Annotated in this window: 15 protein-coding genes and 1 pseudogene; 4 read left to right on the top strand and 12 right to left on the bottom strand. The window is 37.3% G+C overall.

From position 1 onward, the window contains the following. Nucleotides 1–198: 198 nt before the first annotated feature. From AC5YDM_RS09940 to AC5YDM_RS09995, 12 genes and pseudogenes are all read right to left on the bottom strand, one after another. Nucleotides 199–543: a hypothetical protein gene (locus tag AC5YDM_RS09940; protein ID WP_496151950.1), complete on the bottom strand. Its 345-nt coding sequence runs from the start codon at nucleotides 541–543 to the stop codon at nucleotides 199–201. Between the two features lie 279 nt (nucleotides 544–822). Continuing rightward, nucleotides 823–1,617 carry a molybdopterin-binding domain-containing protein gene (locus tag AC5YDM_RS09945; RefSeq protein WP_496151951.1) on the bottom strand — a complete coding sequence of 265 codons (795 nt, stop codon included), beginning with the start codon at nucleotides 1,615–1,617 and terminating at the stop codon, nucleotides 823–825. A gap of 66 nt (nucleotides 1,618–1,683) precedes the next feature. Then, nucleotides 1,684–1,842: pseudogene (locus AC5YDM_RS09950) on the bottom strand (NucA/NucB deoxyribonuclease domain-containing protein); the annotation flags it as partial. 362 nt (nucleotides 1,843–2,204) lie between these two features. Next, nucleotides 2,205–3,413 (bottom strand): tryptophan synthase subunit beta, encoded by a 1,209-nt coding sequence (gene trpB / locus AC5YDM_RS09955; protein WP_496151952.1) that lies wholly within the window; start codon nucleotides 3,411–3,413, stop codon nucleotides 2,205–2,207. A 115-nt stretch (nucleotides 3,414–3,528) separates the two neighbouring features. Continuing rightward, nucleotides 3,529–4,716 (bottom strand): vWA domain-containing protein, encoded by a 1,188-nt coding sequence (locus tag AC5YDM_RS09960; RefSeq protein ID WP_496151953.1) that lies wholly within the window; start codon nucleotides 4,714–4,716, stop codon nucleotides 3,529–3,531. 13 nt (nucleotides 4,717–4,729) lie between these two features. Further along, complete coding sequence (locus AC5YDM_RS09965) at nucleotides 4,730–5,581, bottom strand: AAA family ATPase (protein ID WP_496151954.1); 852 nt, start codon at nucleotides 5,579–5,581, stop codon at nucleotides 4,730–4,732. Between the two features lie 19 nt (nucleotides 5,582–5,600). Continuing rightward, nucleotides 5,601–5,975 carry a hypothetical protein gene (locus AC5YDM_RS09970; RefSeq protein ID WP_496151974.1) on the bottom strand — a complete coding sequence of 125 codons (375 nt, stop codon included), beginning with the start codon at nucleotides 5,973–5,975 and terminating at the stop codon, nucleotides 5,601–5,603. Nucleotides 5,976–6,009: 34 nt separating this feature from the next. Next, the gene (locus AC5YDM_RS09975) at nucleotides 6,010–6,318 is read right to left on the bottom strand and encodes a YcgL domain-containing protein (RefSeq protein WP_496151975.1); all 309 of its coding nucleotides are present in this window, start codon (nucleotides 6,316–6,318) and stop codon (nucleotides 6,010–6,012) included. A 354-nt stretch (nucleotides 6,319–6,672) separates the two neighbouring features. Continuing rightward, nucleotides 6,673–7,815, bottom strand: coding sequence for a ribonuclease D (locus AC5YDM_RS09980; protein ID WP_496151955.1), 1,143 nt, complete (start codon nucleotides 7,813–7,815; stop codon nucleotides 6,673–6,675). 294 nt (nucleotides 7,816–8,109) lie between these two features. Further along, the gene (gene recR / locus AC5YDM_RS09985; protein WP_496151956.1) at nucleotides 8,110–8,706 is read right to left on the bottom strand and encodes a recombination mediator RecR; all 597 of its coding nucleotides are present in this window, start codon (nucleotides 8,704–8,706) and stop codon (nucleotides 8,110–8,112) included. A gap of 11 nt (nucleotides 8,707–8,717) precedes the next feature. Beyond that, nucleotides 8,718–9,047, bottom strand: a complete 330-nt coding sequence (locus AC5YDM_RS09990) for a YbaB/EbfC family nucleoid-associated protein (protein WP_496151957.1) — start codon at nucleotides 9,045–9,047, stop codon at nucleotides 8,718–8,720. Nucleotides 9,048–9,112: 65 nt separating this feature from the next. Beyond that, nucleotides 9,113–10,300 (bottom strand): O-succinylhomoserine sulfhydrylase, encoded by a 1,188-nt coding sequence (locus AC5YDM_RS09995; protein ID WP_496151958.1) that lies wholly within the window; start codon nucleotides 10,298–10,300, stop codon nucleotides 9,113–9,115. A gap of 140 nt (nucleotides 10,301–10,440) precedes the next feature. Here AC5YDM_RS09995 and AC5YDM_RS10000 point away from each other — a divergent pair, with 140 nt between their 5' ends. The 4 genes from AC5YDM_RS10000 to AC5YDM_RS10015 all read left to right on the top strand — a co-directional run bounded on the left by AC5YDM_RS10000 (nucleotide 10,441) and on the right by AC5YDM_RS10015 (nucleotide 13,226). Next, entirely contained in the window at nucleotides 10,441–11,532 is a 1,092-nt protein-coding gene (locus tag AC5YDM_RS10000; protein ID WP_496151959.1) for an alpha/beta fold hydrolase, read from the top strand. A 32-nt stretch (nucleotides 11,533–11,564) separates the two neighbouring features. Next, a complete protein-coding gene (locus tag AC5YDM_RS10005) occupies nucleotides 11,565–12,434 on the top strand; it encodes an NAD(P)-dependent oxidoreductase (RefSeq protein WP_496151960.1) in 870 nt (289 codons plus the stop codon). A gap of 118 nt (nucleotides 12,435–12,552) precedes the next feature. Beyond that, complete coding sequence (locus tag AC5YDM_RS10010) at nucleotides 12,553–12,780, top strand: YARHG domain-containing protein (RefSeq protein ID WP_496151976.1); 228 nt, start codon at nucleotides 12,553–12,555, stop codon at nucleotides 12,778–12,780. A 32-nt stretch (nucleotides 12,781–12,812) separates the two neighbouring features. Next, on the top strand, nucleotides 12,813–13,226 hold the full coding sequence (locus tag AC5YDM_RS10015) for an HIT family protein (RefSeq protein ID WP_496151961.1): 414 nt from the start codon (nucleotides 12,813–12,815) through the stop codon (nucleotides 13,224–13,226). Nucleotides 13,227–13,401: the final 175 nt, after the last annotated feature.

Here is a 13,401-nt window from a genome sequence, read left to right on the forward strand (position 1 = left end):
TTATTGATATTTTTTATAACCTAAGACTTAAATCTCTAAATAATAAACATAATCACCAGCTTTTAAGTTTAAACTTCCTTTTTAATCAAATAAGCGCCATAAAACTTAAAGCAGAAGACAAGCACTATAAATGCTTATGAATTTTAACGTTTAATTAAAACACCGTTATGAAAGAGGTCTAATTATTAAGAAGCTATATCAAATCTCAATAAAATAAAAATAGTCCCCTGCTTTAAAATTTATTTCTTCAACATCTTCCATATTTTTCATCACAGGGATAATACAGTTACTTTCGTTAAAAATATTTAATTGTTCAGGATGGTGGCGATCTTTAATATTTAAAATTTTTAGCTGAGGAATGCTATGAACTTTTGGCCAACGTGGATCTTCATAGCTCACCACAAAACTTTGCGCCCATAAATAAGCGACTGCACGACTCGCTTTCATTGTAAAATCTTCAGTCAATATCCCTAACTTCCATTCTGGTAATACAGCTTCCGCATAGACACGATGATAAAGATGGGGTTTAGTATAAACATGCATATTGATGATGACATCAAGGATATGCCCTGGTAAAAAAACTGATCATTGGGTAATCTTCGTACACGATTTCCCTATTACCTATATACCATCCATCATCATTATATTCTCGAACAGTTGGACTCTTTTTTATTCTACTTTTAAATAAGGTATATCCGCTCCCAACGATATAATCTTTATGATCGGAAGGTATACCATACTTTATTGGTACAAGACCTTGACCAGAGAGTCGATTTAGACCAATTTGTCTAAAATAAAATTGAGATGGTAGTCCACATGCCACTACGTAGTCGTATTCTTTAAGAATTTCATCAATTTTCTTTGAAAAATCAGTGATATTGATCGAAATTTCAGAGGTTTCATTAATGCACATGGCTTAATATTCAACACATCAAAATTAAAGCCCCAACTGCTCATACAATTTTTTATATAATCAAACTCGAGATCATTATTGAAATACTCAAGATCATAACTCACCTTAAGCACTGCCAGCTTAGGCATTTTATATACGCTCAATTCTGATATTCCAGCCTGTTTGAGCAACGCCTTTTTAGAATGAGAAATAATGCTGTTTTTATTCAGCACAATCTGACCTTTCTTATACAGTGATCCTATCGGAATGAGACCCAAACCTTTTTGAATATCTTGAACCTTTTCAGTTTTACCTGTTTCACAAAGCACTGCATGTTTCCATTGATCATGCTGTTCTTCGCTAATCACAGTATTTGCAATGGAGCCGATTTTTCGGTAACTCGTAATTGGGCTAATAAAATCATGATTATTTTTTGGAATATACGGATTTTCGCCTAAGCCTAAACGACCAATCGTCTTGCGATCTAAAGCATTAAATTGCTCTATAGATACAATATTTCCTTGAATATTCAATATCAAACCATCTACCGAAGCTTGCTCAAGCTCTGGATAATCTTTTTGTGAATATACATCTTCTGCAAGTTTACGACCTAGACTCTGATCTAATGGAATTGTTTCTGTCAAATGAAGTAAAGGCATTTGGCGAAGATTTTCTTTAATTGAATGTGCAAAAAAATTTATATCTTTTTGATTTATTATTTCCACTTGATTTTATCTCTTTTAAAAATATCGGGTAGTTATGATGAATTAACTACCCGACCAAGGCGCATTTCAATCTAAATCGATACAGAATTCTTCATGATCTAAAACTCTTTCTTGCAAATAAAAAGTACCTAATTTTGATCCAGAACTTCTATTATCACCAGGTAAAATTTTTCTTACTGATGCCTCAAACTGATTTAAATCATTGGCTGCCCCTTGAACAGTTGCTGCAAATGGATATCATCACAGTCACAAGCGACTAGAGCATCATCAGGATCACCCTCAGCAGCCCTACATTCAAAACTAACGTAAGATTAATTATTTACGATTATCGACGGTGGCTAATCTATTTCTTACACCCGTAGTTACGTTTCTTTCTACTATGCAAAGCAATCGCAGTATCATTCTCAATGGATATATACTGCCTGCTAATATTGGAATAAATTTACTTAGTGTTTGATAATTATATTTAAAATTCTCAATTGCCGTTTTTAAAGCACTACCTCTTGATCTAAAATTTTCGGTTTAAATTTTTTCATTATTTATTTTTAAATATAATGAAGCCCAGTAAATACTGGGCTTTTATCAAATTAGTGTAATCCTAATTTTTCAGCAACATAGTCAGAATCTTTATCACCACGTCCAGACAAGTTCACAACAATATTGATATCTTTAGACATCTTTGGTGCTTCACGAATCGCCCATGCGACTGCATGTGAACTTTCCAAAGCAGGAACAATACCTTCAACGCGCGATAATGTCATAAATGCATCTAAGCACTCTTGATCTGAAGCAGTTGAATATTCAGCACGACCTAAATCTTTCAAGAAACTGTGCTGTGGACCTACACCTGGGTAATCCAGACCTGAAGCGATGGAATGTACTGGTAACGGCTCACCATTTTCGTCTTCAAGTACATAACACGCCATACCATGTAATTGACTTGGTTTGCCCAATGTTAATGTTGCAGAATGCATATCTGTATCTAAGCCAAGACCAGCAGGTTCAACACCCACCAATTTTACATTCGGCTCATTTAAAAATGCTGTGAAAGCACCCATCGCATTCGACCCACCACCTACACAAGCAACAATGTAGTCTGGGTTTGTACCGAAACGCTCATTGGTTTGTACTTTAATTTCATCACCAATAATCGCTTGGAAGTCACGAACCATTTTAGGGAATGGATGCGGACCAACCACAGAACCAATGGCATAAATAAAACTATCTGGATCTTTCAAATATTCATCGAATGCACTATCAACAGCATCTTTTAAAGTTGCTGTACCACGTGTCACAGCAATCAAATTTGCACCTAAGATTTTCATCTTAACCACATTCGGATGCTCTTTCTCAATATCCACTTGACCCATGTGAATTTCACATGGAATACCAACCAATGCACAAGCGGTTGCTAATGCTACACCATGCTGACCTGCACCAGTTTCAGCAATTACTTTCTTCTTACCCATATATTTAGCAAGCAACGCTTCGCCTAAACAATGGTTAATTTTATGTGCACCCGTATGATTAAGATCTTCACGCTTTAAGTAAATTTGCGCCCCACCCAACTGTTCAGACAAACGTTTTGCATGATACAGCGGACTTGGACGACCAACATAATTCGCAAACAGATCAGCCAATTCATTTTGAAACTCTGCTGTATGGCGAATTTCCTCGTATGTGACATTGATTTCATCCATCGCTGCTTTTAAATGTGGTGGGATAAACTGACCACCATATTCACCAAAGAAGCCTTCTTCATTTGGTAAAGCGATGCCATTGATTTGATGTTGCATTCCAATCCCCTACACAGAATTACGTCACTTATTTAACGCTTAATTTTAAAACTAACTTAGTACTACTTACTAAGTATTCATTCACTCAAATTGAATTGACGATGGCTTAAGATCACTATCGAGATAAATATTTGGTCATATCTTCGATCCCTTTAAGGCTCATCGGATACATATGATCTTCAAATATTTGCTTAATCCAACTAATGGTTTGCGTGTAATGCCAATATTTTTCCACTTCTGGATTCAGCCAAGCCGTCTTTTCATAATGCTGTCTTAAACGTCGTAGCCAAACCTCTCCCGCTTCTTCGTTCATATACTCAACTGAGCCACCAGCTGAACGTAGTTCATACGGTGCCATACTCGCATCGCCTACAACAATCACACGGTAATCTTTACCATAGGTGTTGAACAAATCTTGAGTATTCATTTTTGTAGAGGAACGGCGATGATTATCTTTCCAAACATAATCATACAGACAGTTATGGAAATAAAAATATTCAAGTGTTTTGAATTCAGTCTTAGCAGCACTAAATAGCTTTTCACATTGGGCAATATGCGCATCCATAGAGCCACCAACATCAAATAACATCAATACTTTAATGCGGTTACGGCGTTCAGGTACCATTTGAACATCTAAAATACCCTGTTTGGCTGTTTCACGAATTGTTTGATTAATATCTAACTCTTCATCAGCGCCTTGACGTGCAAATTTACGTAAACGACGTAATGCCATTTGCATTTGGCGTGTGCCTAAAATCTGTTCATCATCTAAATTTTGGTACTTACGCTGTTCCCATACTTTAACTGCAGATTTTTTACGACCCGGTCCACCAATACGCACTCCTTCAGGATGATCACCAAAAGCACCAAAAGGAGACGTTCCTCCAGTGCCAATCATACGATTACCACCTTGATGCTTTTTATGCTGTTCGCGTAAACGCTCTTCCAGCATTTTCATGAGCTCTTCAAGCGAACCCGCTTTTTCAAGTGCTTCACGCTGTTCAGGCGTTAAATGTTTCTCGAGTAATTCCAGATCCAACCACTCTTTAGGAATCTGGTTCAACTTACCTAGCAGATCATCCAAATCAAAAGTCTGAATACCTTCAAAATAATCTTTTATTGCGCGATCAAACTTATCAAAGAATCGCTCATCTTTAACCATGATGGTTTTAACGAGTTGATAAAATTCATCTTGATCTGCAAAGACTAGACCTTGGCTTACTGCTTCATTTAAATCAATAAGTTCACGCGTCGTTACGGGTATTCCGTATTTTCGCAAGGTATAAAATAATCTTACGAACATGGGTCGTCACCTTTTAACGTCGTGCCATAAATGCAAGGCGTTCAAGCAACTGTACATCTTGTTCATTTTTGATCAATGCGCCATACAGCGGTGGTATTGATTTCGATTTGTCGTGATTACGCAGTACATCTTCGGGCATATCATCAGCCATAAGTAGACTCAGCCAATCTATCAACTCTGAAGTCGAAGGTGGTTTCTTTAAACCCGGTACTTGACGTAATTTAAAGAAGACTTGCAGTGCTTCATTCACTAAAGAAGTTGAAATACGTGGAAAATGTACTGCAATGATGTCGCGCATAGTCGCTTCATCAGGGAATTCAATATAATGGAAGAAGCAACGACGCAAAAATGCGTCAGGAAGTTCTTTTTCGTTATTCGAAGTGATAATCACGATTGGACGTTGTGTTGCAGTAATCGTTTCACCTGTCTCGTAAACGAAAAATGACATTTTATCCAATTCATGAAGTAAATCATTTGGGAATTCGATATCCGCCTTATCAATTTCATCAATTAATAAAACGCAACGCTCTTCACCGGTAAATGCTTCCCACAATTTCCCCGGTTTAATATAGTTTTTAATGTCATAAACACGCTCATCACCTAACTGGCTATCACGTAAACGTGAAACAGCATCATATTCGTATAGACCTTGCTGTGCTTTAGTCGTCGATTTAATGTGCCACGTGATCAGCTTAAGTCCTAAACTCTGTGCAACTTGCTCTGCCAATAATGTTTTACCTGTACCAGGCTCACCTTTGACAAGTAATGGTTTTTGGAGTGCACGTGCTGCTTTAACAGCAAGTTTAAGACTATCAGTCGCAATGTACTGATCTGTACCAGAAAATTGTTGAGCATCTGCAGACATGTTCTAACCTTATTGTTATTTAAAGTGGAGTCGAAATTTTCGTTTGCGTGCTTTTTTGCACTGATTTTTTATTTGTGATGTATTTTGACCAAAAAAATCCAGCCACCAAACCAATCCCAACCACAAATGCAATCAGCGAAAAGTTAGACCAGATCAATGGTGAGTCTTTAGTGAGCACACCAAAGATCAAACCAAAAATTGCAGGTGCAATAGCAGAATTAGGTCCTTCAGACACGGTCGGCGTTGCAAGTATTGCAAAAACCAATACCCAACTAATTCCGCCAAGTGGTGAAGGTAAACGCTTAGCAATAGAATACCAACACCACAGAATGATCAATGTACCAAGAACATAAACTGCGATGGCAATACTGTCTTCAGGAATTGAATCCAGCATTGATAAAAATTGAGCCCATATTCCTGATTGATCTTCACGCACCGCGTAACCCCTCTGGTTCAACTGCATTTGGGTTGATTAACCCTTCTGGTGGTAATTGGATATAAAATCCTTTGGTTTGAATAGAATCCATAACATGCATAACATTCGCACGTGCCAATTTCTTCTCTTCATGTAATTCAATCGACATCACAAAAGTTGCACGACCAAATGCAGATTTAAGCGCATCAGACAAGATATCCAAAGGATTTGCTGGATTTTCCTGATCATCAGAAGAATTTACACGAGCAACGTAAAGATACATTTCATCTTTCTTGCTTGATTTATAGATTTCACACCACATTGTATACAACACCAATAAAACTCATTGCAAAGCATACAACAAAACAATCTGAGATACATTAGCGTTTGTTAACGCAACAGTCGTCTTGATCTAGCCACACCTTTGCTTGTTTATTTTTTATACATGAATAAATCAATGAGCAATTCACTTAGGACTTTTCTATTCGACTTATTCCTACACTTTATTTAATTTTTATTTTTTGTCAGCTGATTCTTAAAATTAGTCATGTAAATGCTTTAAATCGACTCAGAGCTTTTACATAACGAAATTATTTTACTTTTTCGAGATTAAGCCTTAAATCCACTCAATTAAGTAGGCATAGGCTTAAGCCATGCCTACTTAATTTATTAGCATTTAATCATTTACTTTCATTTGCTTAGACAAATAATCCACATCATCATTGAGCAAATGAATCAATGGTTTTGTAAGCATATCGTAGCGCCACCCGAGTAAATATTGTGGTAGGTCTTGCTCATCACCATGAAACACTACGTGCTGATACAATGATCCTAACCACTTTTTACGCATCAACACCTCTTTAGGAATGTTGACCTCAGTGGCAACATTTTCAACTAACTCATCCACACTTTGCGTAATCCCCTGAGAGGAATGACGAATTGGACGTGCGATACGCAAAGGCCATTCATCTTGATCAGGTAATTCCTTGATAATGTCTAAAATAATTTTGCCATATTCACGAACCACATTCGGACGAATATCTTTAATTTGGGACAATTGGAATGTATTTTTCGGATTTTTTTCAACCAAATCAATCATGGTTGAGTTTTTAAGCATAAAACTACGCGGTTGATTCAGTGCCTTCACCATCTCTTCGCGCCACACACTCAATAACTGTAACTGCATCAATTGACGGCGAGAATGACGATAATTCCCTACATCCAAATAAAGTTTAGATTTCGGTGTTTCACTGGCAATGTCTAAAGTTAAATTGGTACAGTCCTCTAAGACATTTTCATACAAACGTTTTTGTACGAGATCCGCTTTTAACTGATCTGCCAATTGCATAATGTACAAAACATCATTGGCAGCATAACTTTTTTGCTCATCGGTTAATGGACGAGCCAACCAGTCAGAACGTGTCTGACCTTTATCAATATCAATATCTAAAATTTGTTTCAACGCATTTTGATAACTGACCTGTAAACCATGCCCTAAGAATGACATTGCTACTTGAGTATCAAATACATTTTCAAGATGATTTTGTTGTGAATAATGGTAAATCAGATCAATATCTTCACCACATGCATGAAAAATATTTTGATTGGCTTTAAAAATTTTAGTCCAAAATGAGTTGAGATCTAAGGTCGTCCCGTCAAGTAAAAAAACTTGTCCATTGACATTAATTTGAAGCACACCCAATTTTGGCCACAGCGTATTTACTTTAATAAATTCAGTATCTAAACCATAGACTGATGTCTGGTTCATCAGATCCAGTACATTTTCAAGTTCGTTTTGTTGATGAATGAATTTAAACATAGAAGAACTGTCAAAAATTACGCGAGTGTTGATAAATAGTCTAACCTAATAAATCTATTTTAAATATAACTCAAAAGTTGAATATCGAATCAAATATATGTTTTTTAATCAATTAACTAAATCAAAAAATAGTGAATTATAGCTAACACAGATTAATCCAATAATTTTCAACAACCTACTGCTTGCTGAAACATTCTAAGTCTTGCTAGCGATATTGCCATAGAATAATGAAATGAAAAGTGACCGTATTTAATTTTTTTTGTAATGAATTGATAAAAAAAGCACCTCAGGTGCTTATTTCATTTGCATACGATTATGTAAAGCTTGACTCAATGTATGACTGTCTACGTACTCAAGTTCGCCTCCTTGAGGCACCCCTTGTGCAATTCGAGTCATTTTCAAAGGTAAGTGACGCGTTGCCTCAACCAAATAATGGGCAGTCGCTTGTCCTTCTACCGTCGCATTGGTTGCCAATACAACTTCTTTTACTTGACCATCGGATAGTCGCTGAACCAAAAATGGAATACCCACTTCTTCAGGACCAATGCCATCTAGAGGTGATAAATGCCCGCCAAGGACATGATATTTCCCTCTAAAACTTCCACTTTGTTCAATCGCCATTACATCGGCCGGTGATTCAACAACACAAAGTAAGGTTTCATCTCGTTCGCTAGATAAGCAAATATTACAAACTTCATCTTCAGTCAATGAATGACACAAACTGCATTCATGAATATAAGATGTTGCTTCATTTAATGCATGAGCTAAGCCCACTGCACCTTGCTTATTTTTCATAATGAGATGTAATGCCATACGTTGAGCCGATTTCGGCCCAACGCTTGGTAGAATTCTCAATGCTTGAACAAGCTGATCAAAACGATCGCTAAACATTGATTAATTCCTTAGAACATGCCTGCTAAACCAGGTGGTAATCCCATACCCGTATTTGCAGATTTCATTCTTTCTTCTGAAACTGCTTCTGCTTGACGTGCTGCATCATTCATTGCTGCTGCAATCAAGTCTTCAATCATATCTGCATCATCTTGAAGTAATTCAGGGCTGATCTCGATACGTTTAACCACGTTACGGCAAGTCATGGTTACTTTAACCAGACCACCGCCTGCTTCTGCATGAACTTCAGTTTGAGCGAGTTCTTCTTTCGCTTTCTTTACATTCGCTTCCATGTCTTTTTGCATGCGCTGTGCTTGTTGCATCAACATATTAATGTTCATATCTTTCTCCGAACATAAATTTCAATTTAAAAACTGTGTATAACGTATTTCAAACCCACTGATTATTAGATCAGCTCTAAGCCACGTTGAATATCGCCAATAATATCATCAATATCTTCTAAACCAACAGAGACACGGATTAAACCTTCACTAATTCCAGCTGCTTGCTTCGCTTCAGCTGACATTCTGCCATGAGATGTCGTTGCAGGATGTGTAATGGTTGATTTTACATCACCAAGATTACTGGTGATCGATAAAAAGCGAGTGTTATCAATCACGGTCCACGCGCCTTGACGTTCACCTTTCACCACAAATGAAACTACACCACCAAAACCCGACTGTTGTTTTTTCGCCAGTTCATGACCTGGATGATGTGGTAAACCCGCGTAATAGACTTTTTCTACCTTTGGATGAGCATCTAACCACTCTGCTAAAATCTGAGCACTTGCACAATGCGCTTTCATGCGTAAGCTTAGAGTCTCTAAGCCTTTTAAGAAAATCCATGCATTAAATGGACTGAGTGAATTACCCAGTGTACGAATTACACCCGTAATTTCTTCCATCAGTTTAGCACTGCCAACAACAGCACCACCCAAAGCACGACCTTGACCATCGATATATTTCGTTGAAGAATAAATCACAAGATCAGCACCAAACTGAATTGGGCGCTGAAGTACTGGTGTACAGAATGTATTATCTACCGCAAATAATGCACCATGTGCATGTGCAATATCAGCAATTGCCTGCATGTCACCCACTTGAGCCAATGGATTTGATGGAGTTTCAATAAAGAGCAAGCGTGTAGTTGGACGAATCGCTTGTTTCCAAGCATCATGATCTTCTAAATCGACAAATGTGACATCGACGCCAAATTTGACCACGTATTTTTCAAATAATGAAAGAATTGAACCAAACACCGCACGAGAACAAATCACATGATCGCCTGACTTTAGATAAGCCAAAGTGATTGCATGTACACCAGCCATACCCGAACTTGTTGCTACAGCAGCTTCAGCTCCATCCAAAACAGCCAAACGCTTTTCAAAGGCTTGAACCGTTGGGTTGGTATAGCGTGAATAGGTATTGCCTTCAATTTCACCCGAGAATTTAGCAGCTGCGTCAGCCGCATTTTCACAAACAAAGGATGAGGTTAAGAAAATTGGCTCACTATGCTCACCTTCGAATGTACGGTTATGTCCAGTACGAATGGCTAAAGTATCAAGTTTATATTCGGTATCGTTTTGTTGGCTCATTACGATGAATCAGTCACATGACTGCCTTTGTTAATAATTGCCAACATTTTGAGCGCCTACGGTATTTAAGGTCAAGGTAAAATAAACAAATATCGCCTACACTTCGTACAAATCATATGATTATGAGATATTCACAGTTCATGCAACAGTTCAAAAAAACAATCGCAGATAAACAATACAAATTAAAAAATTTGGGAACTCGCATTTTTTATGGGAAGTCTTTGGTTTTGTCTCAAGCGACAGCCTATGATGTGATTGGCACATATCAGCACAGTAAAATTAGATACTATGCTGCACCAGAAAAAAAATATTTAGAGCCGCTGGTTTTTGTTGCACCCTTGGCCATTAAAATGGATATTTACGATTTATATCCTTACCGCTCTTTAATCAAATTCTATATTGAGCAAGGTTTCGATGTTTACTTAATTGATTGGGGAAATTTTAGTTACCGTGACCGTAATCTAAACTTTCTAAGCTTTATTGACCATGCTATTCCAAACTGTATTGAACAAATTATGACTCACTCTAAATCAGATCAAATCTCACTGCATGGCTGGAGTATGGCGGGTATCTTTGTACTTTTGTACACTGCATTACGTCAAAATAATCATGTCAAAAATTTGATTGTCTTAGGTAGCCCCATTGATAGTTTTGCATCAGGTGGTATTGGAAAACTCTATAAAAAAGTAAATCATGTTTTGGAAAAAAATAGAGCCTTACAACATAAGATTTACAGTGGCGGTATTCCAAAACGCTTATTGCACACCCCAGGTTTTTTAAATGCTTTTGGCTTTAAAATTTTAGATCCTAAAGGTTGGTATGAAGGACATAAGCAACTTTTACTTAACTTGGATGATCAAAAGTTACTCCATGAACATGCAACCTTAGGCTATTTCCTTAACCATATGATTGACTATCCTGCGGGCATCAATCAAGACATGCTCTTTAATGTTTGGTTAAAAAATCCACTCAATGAGGGCTATATTCAATTAGAAGATAAGAAAATCGAATTAAAAAATATAGACTGCTCTCTATTGATTGGTGCGGGTCAGAGCGATCAAATGGTAACTGCTGATGCTGTTAGACCATTGACTCAATTGACAAATAGTTTAGATGTCACGTTTACTCTTATCCCAGGTGGACATTTGGGACTCATGTCGAGTCAAAAAAGTGCTGATGAGTTTTGGCCGAAAATGTCTCAATGGTTAGCGGAGCGATCAACATCCACCTAAACATTTAAAACCAATCAAGAAGAGTAAATCGAATGACTACAGTTGCATTTATTGGACTAGGCGCAATGGGCTACCGAATGGCTGCACATTTACCTAAACAATTTGAGAATGTTTTGGTTTGGAATAGAAATTTTGATAAAGCCAAGCAACATGCGACTGAATATGGCACTCAGGCAGTAATGCTAGAACAAGCGGTACAAGCAGATATTATCTTTTCATGTTTACCCACAAGTGCTGATGTTGATGCGATTTTAGATCAAGTCCATATCAAATCAGGTGCTATCTGGGTTGACTGTACCAGTGGTGTACCAGAAGCTGCTCGCTTACAAGCAGAAAAACTCAAACTCAGAAATGTCGCTTTTTTAGATGCTCCTGTCAGTGGTCAAACCATCGGTGCTGAAAATGCAACTCTTACATTTATGGTGGGTGGAGATAAAGAAGCATTTCAAAGTGCGTTACTTGCAATGCAAACTTTAGGCACACTCATCAAGCATGTCGGTGATTCAGGGTCTGGTTTTGCAGTAAAAGCAGTGAATAACATGCTACTTGCTGTTCATTTATGTGCGTCGGCTGAAGGCTTTACCACATTAAAAGCACACGGCGTCAACCTCAATGAAGCACTTGAATGTATCAATGCATCAAGTGGTAAAAGTGGTGTTACCGAAAACGTGCTTCCACAACGCGTATTTAACAGAAGCTTCCCACTCACTTTTGCTTTACCCTTATTAGCGAAAGATACGGGTATCGCTGTCGATCTAGTCCGTGATGCCAAGCTTTCCGCGCCCGTGATTGGTTTAACTCAAAGCTTAATTCAAGCTGCTAACGATTCATTAGACGTACACAGCGATTTTTCTGCTGCAGTAAAAATGTATGAATCATGGAGTAAAATTACTTTAGAATAATTTTTCTCCATTGAAATCTAACAGTCTGGTCATATAATGTATGTAAGTGACAATGATATATGTCCATTTGAGGGTTCTCATGAATAAATTATTTTTAGCTTTGATTGCTGCATTTACAATGTCAGCTGGGGTAACCGCATTCGCTGACACAACTAAAGAATGTGAGAAAATCAAAGATGAATACAATATTATCTATGCCGCAAAAGGTTTTTGTTTCAAAGACCCTGATGCTAAAGCGAAATATGGTAATGAAAATTGCAATACTACAAAACCTAAATTCTCTGAAAGAGAACAGCAGAAATTAGATGCAATTAAAGCTCGTCAAAAAGAATTGAATTGTAAATAATAGAGTTCAATTTATGCTAGCAAGGACCAATTATGACTTACGATGATCAAAATATTTTTGCACGAATTATTCGCGGAGAGCTTCCTGCAATCAAAGTGTATGAAGATGATCGTGTTTTAGCATTCATGGATATTATGCCTCAGGCTGAAGGTCATACATTGGTCATCCCAAAATCCCCTGCTGTCACCTTGCTTGATCTTGATCCGGCAGAAGCTGCTTATACTATCCAGATTGTGCAAAACGTTGCCAAAGCGATGGAAAAAGCCCTTGATGCAAAAGGTATTGTACTCATGCAACTTTCAGGTGCTTCTGCAGGTCAAACTGTACCGCATGTACATTTCCATCTGATTCCAAGTTCAATTCATGAACTCGGTAAACATGCGATGCAAATGGGCGACCAAGATAAAATTAAAGCACTTGCTGAAAAAATTAAGTCAGCTTTATAATTTTATCTTAATTTAAATTCATTTTATTAAAGGAGCTTAGGCTCCTTTTTTTGTATTTAAAGTTAATTTATCTAAACTCACAACAATCCAATTCGCAATATTCCCCCATTAAATATTTAATAAATCTGAAATATTTCCTTAATATGAATGACTTATTTGTACACGATACTTAGCT

The organism is Acinetobacter sp. CY81 (assembly GCF_059515925.1).

Coding starts and splice junctions, on each gene's coding strand:
- AC5YDM_RS09940 (WP_496151950.1), bottom strand. CDS start 543: ATGCATGTTTATACTAAACCCCATCTTTATCATCGTGTCTATGCGGAA.
- trpB (WP_496151952.1), bottom strand. CDS start 3,413: ATGCAACATCAAATCAATGGCATCGCTTTACCAAATGAAGAAGGCTTC.
- AC5YDM_RS09960 (WP_496151953.1), bottom strand. CDS start 4,716: ATGTTCGTAAGATTATTTTATACCTTGCGAAAATACGGAATACCCGTA.
- AC5YDM_RS09965 (WP_496151954.1), bottom strand. CDS start 5,581: ATGTCTGCAGATGCTCAACAATTTTCTGGTACAGATCAGTACATTGCG.
- AC5YDM_RS09970 (WP_496151974.1), bottom strand. CDS start 5,975: ATGCTGGATTCAATTCCTGAAGACAGTATTGCCATCGCAGTTTATGTT.
- AC5YDM_RS09975 (WP_496151975.1), bottom strand. CDS start 6,318: ATGTGGTGTGAAATCTATAAATCAAGCAAGAAAGATGAAATGTATCTT.
- AC5YDM_RS09980 (WP_496151955.1), bottom strand. CDS start 7,815: ATGTTTAAATTCATTCATCAACAAAACGAACTTGAAAATGTACTGGAT.
- recR (WP_496151956.1), bottom strand. CDS start 8,706: ATGTTTAGCGATCGTTTTGATCAGCTTGTTCAAGCATTGAGAATTCTA.
- AC5YDM_RS09990 (WP_496151957.1), bottom strand. CDS start 9,047: ATGAACATTAATATGTTGATGCAACAAGCACAGCGCATGCAAAAAGAC.
- AC5YDM_RS09995 (WP_496151958.1), bottom strand. CDS start 10,300: ATGAGCCAACAAAACGATACCGAATATAAACTTGATACTTTAGCCATT.
- AC5YDM_RS10000 (WP_496151959.1), top strand. CDS start 10,441: ATGCAACAGTTCAAAAAAACAATCGCAGATAAACAATACAAATTAAAA.
- AC5YDM_RS10005 (WP_496151960.1), top strand. CDS start 11,565: ATGACTACAGTTGCATTTATTGGACTAGGCGCAATGGGCTACCGAATG.
- AC5YDM_RS10010 (WP_496151976.1), top strand. CDS start 12,553: ATGTCAGCTGGGGTAACCGCATTCGCTGACACAACTAAAGAATGTGAG.
- AC5YDM_RS10015 (WP_496151961.1), top strand. CDS start 12,813: ATGACTTACGATGATCAAAATATTTTTGCACGAATTATTCGCGGAGAG.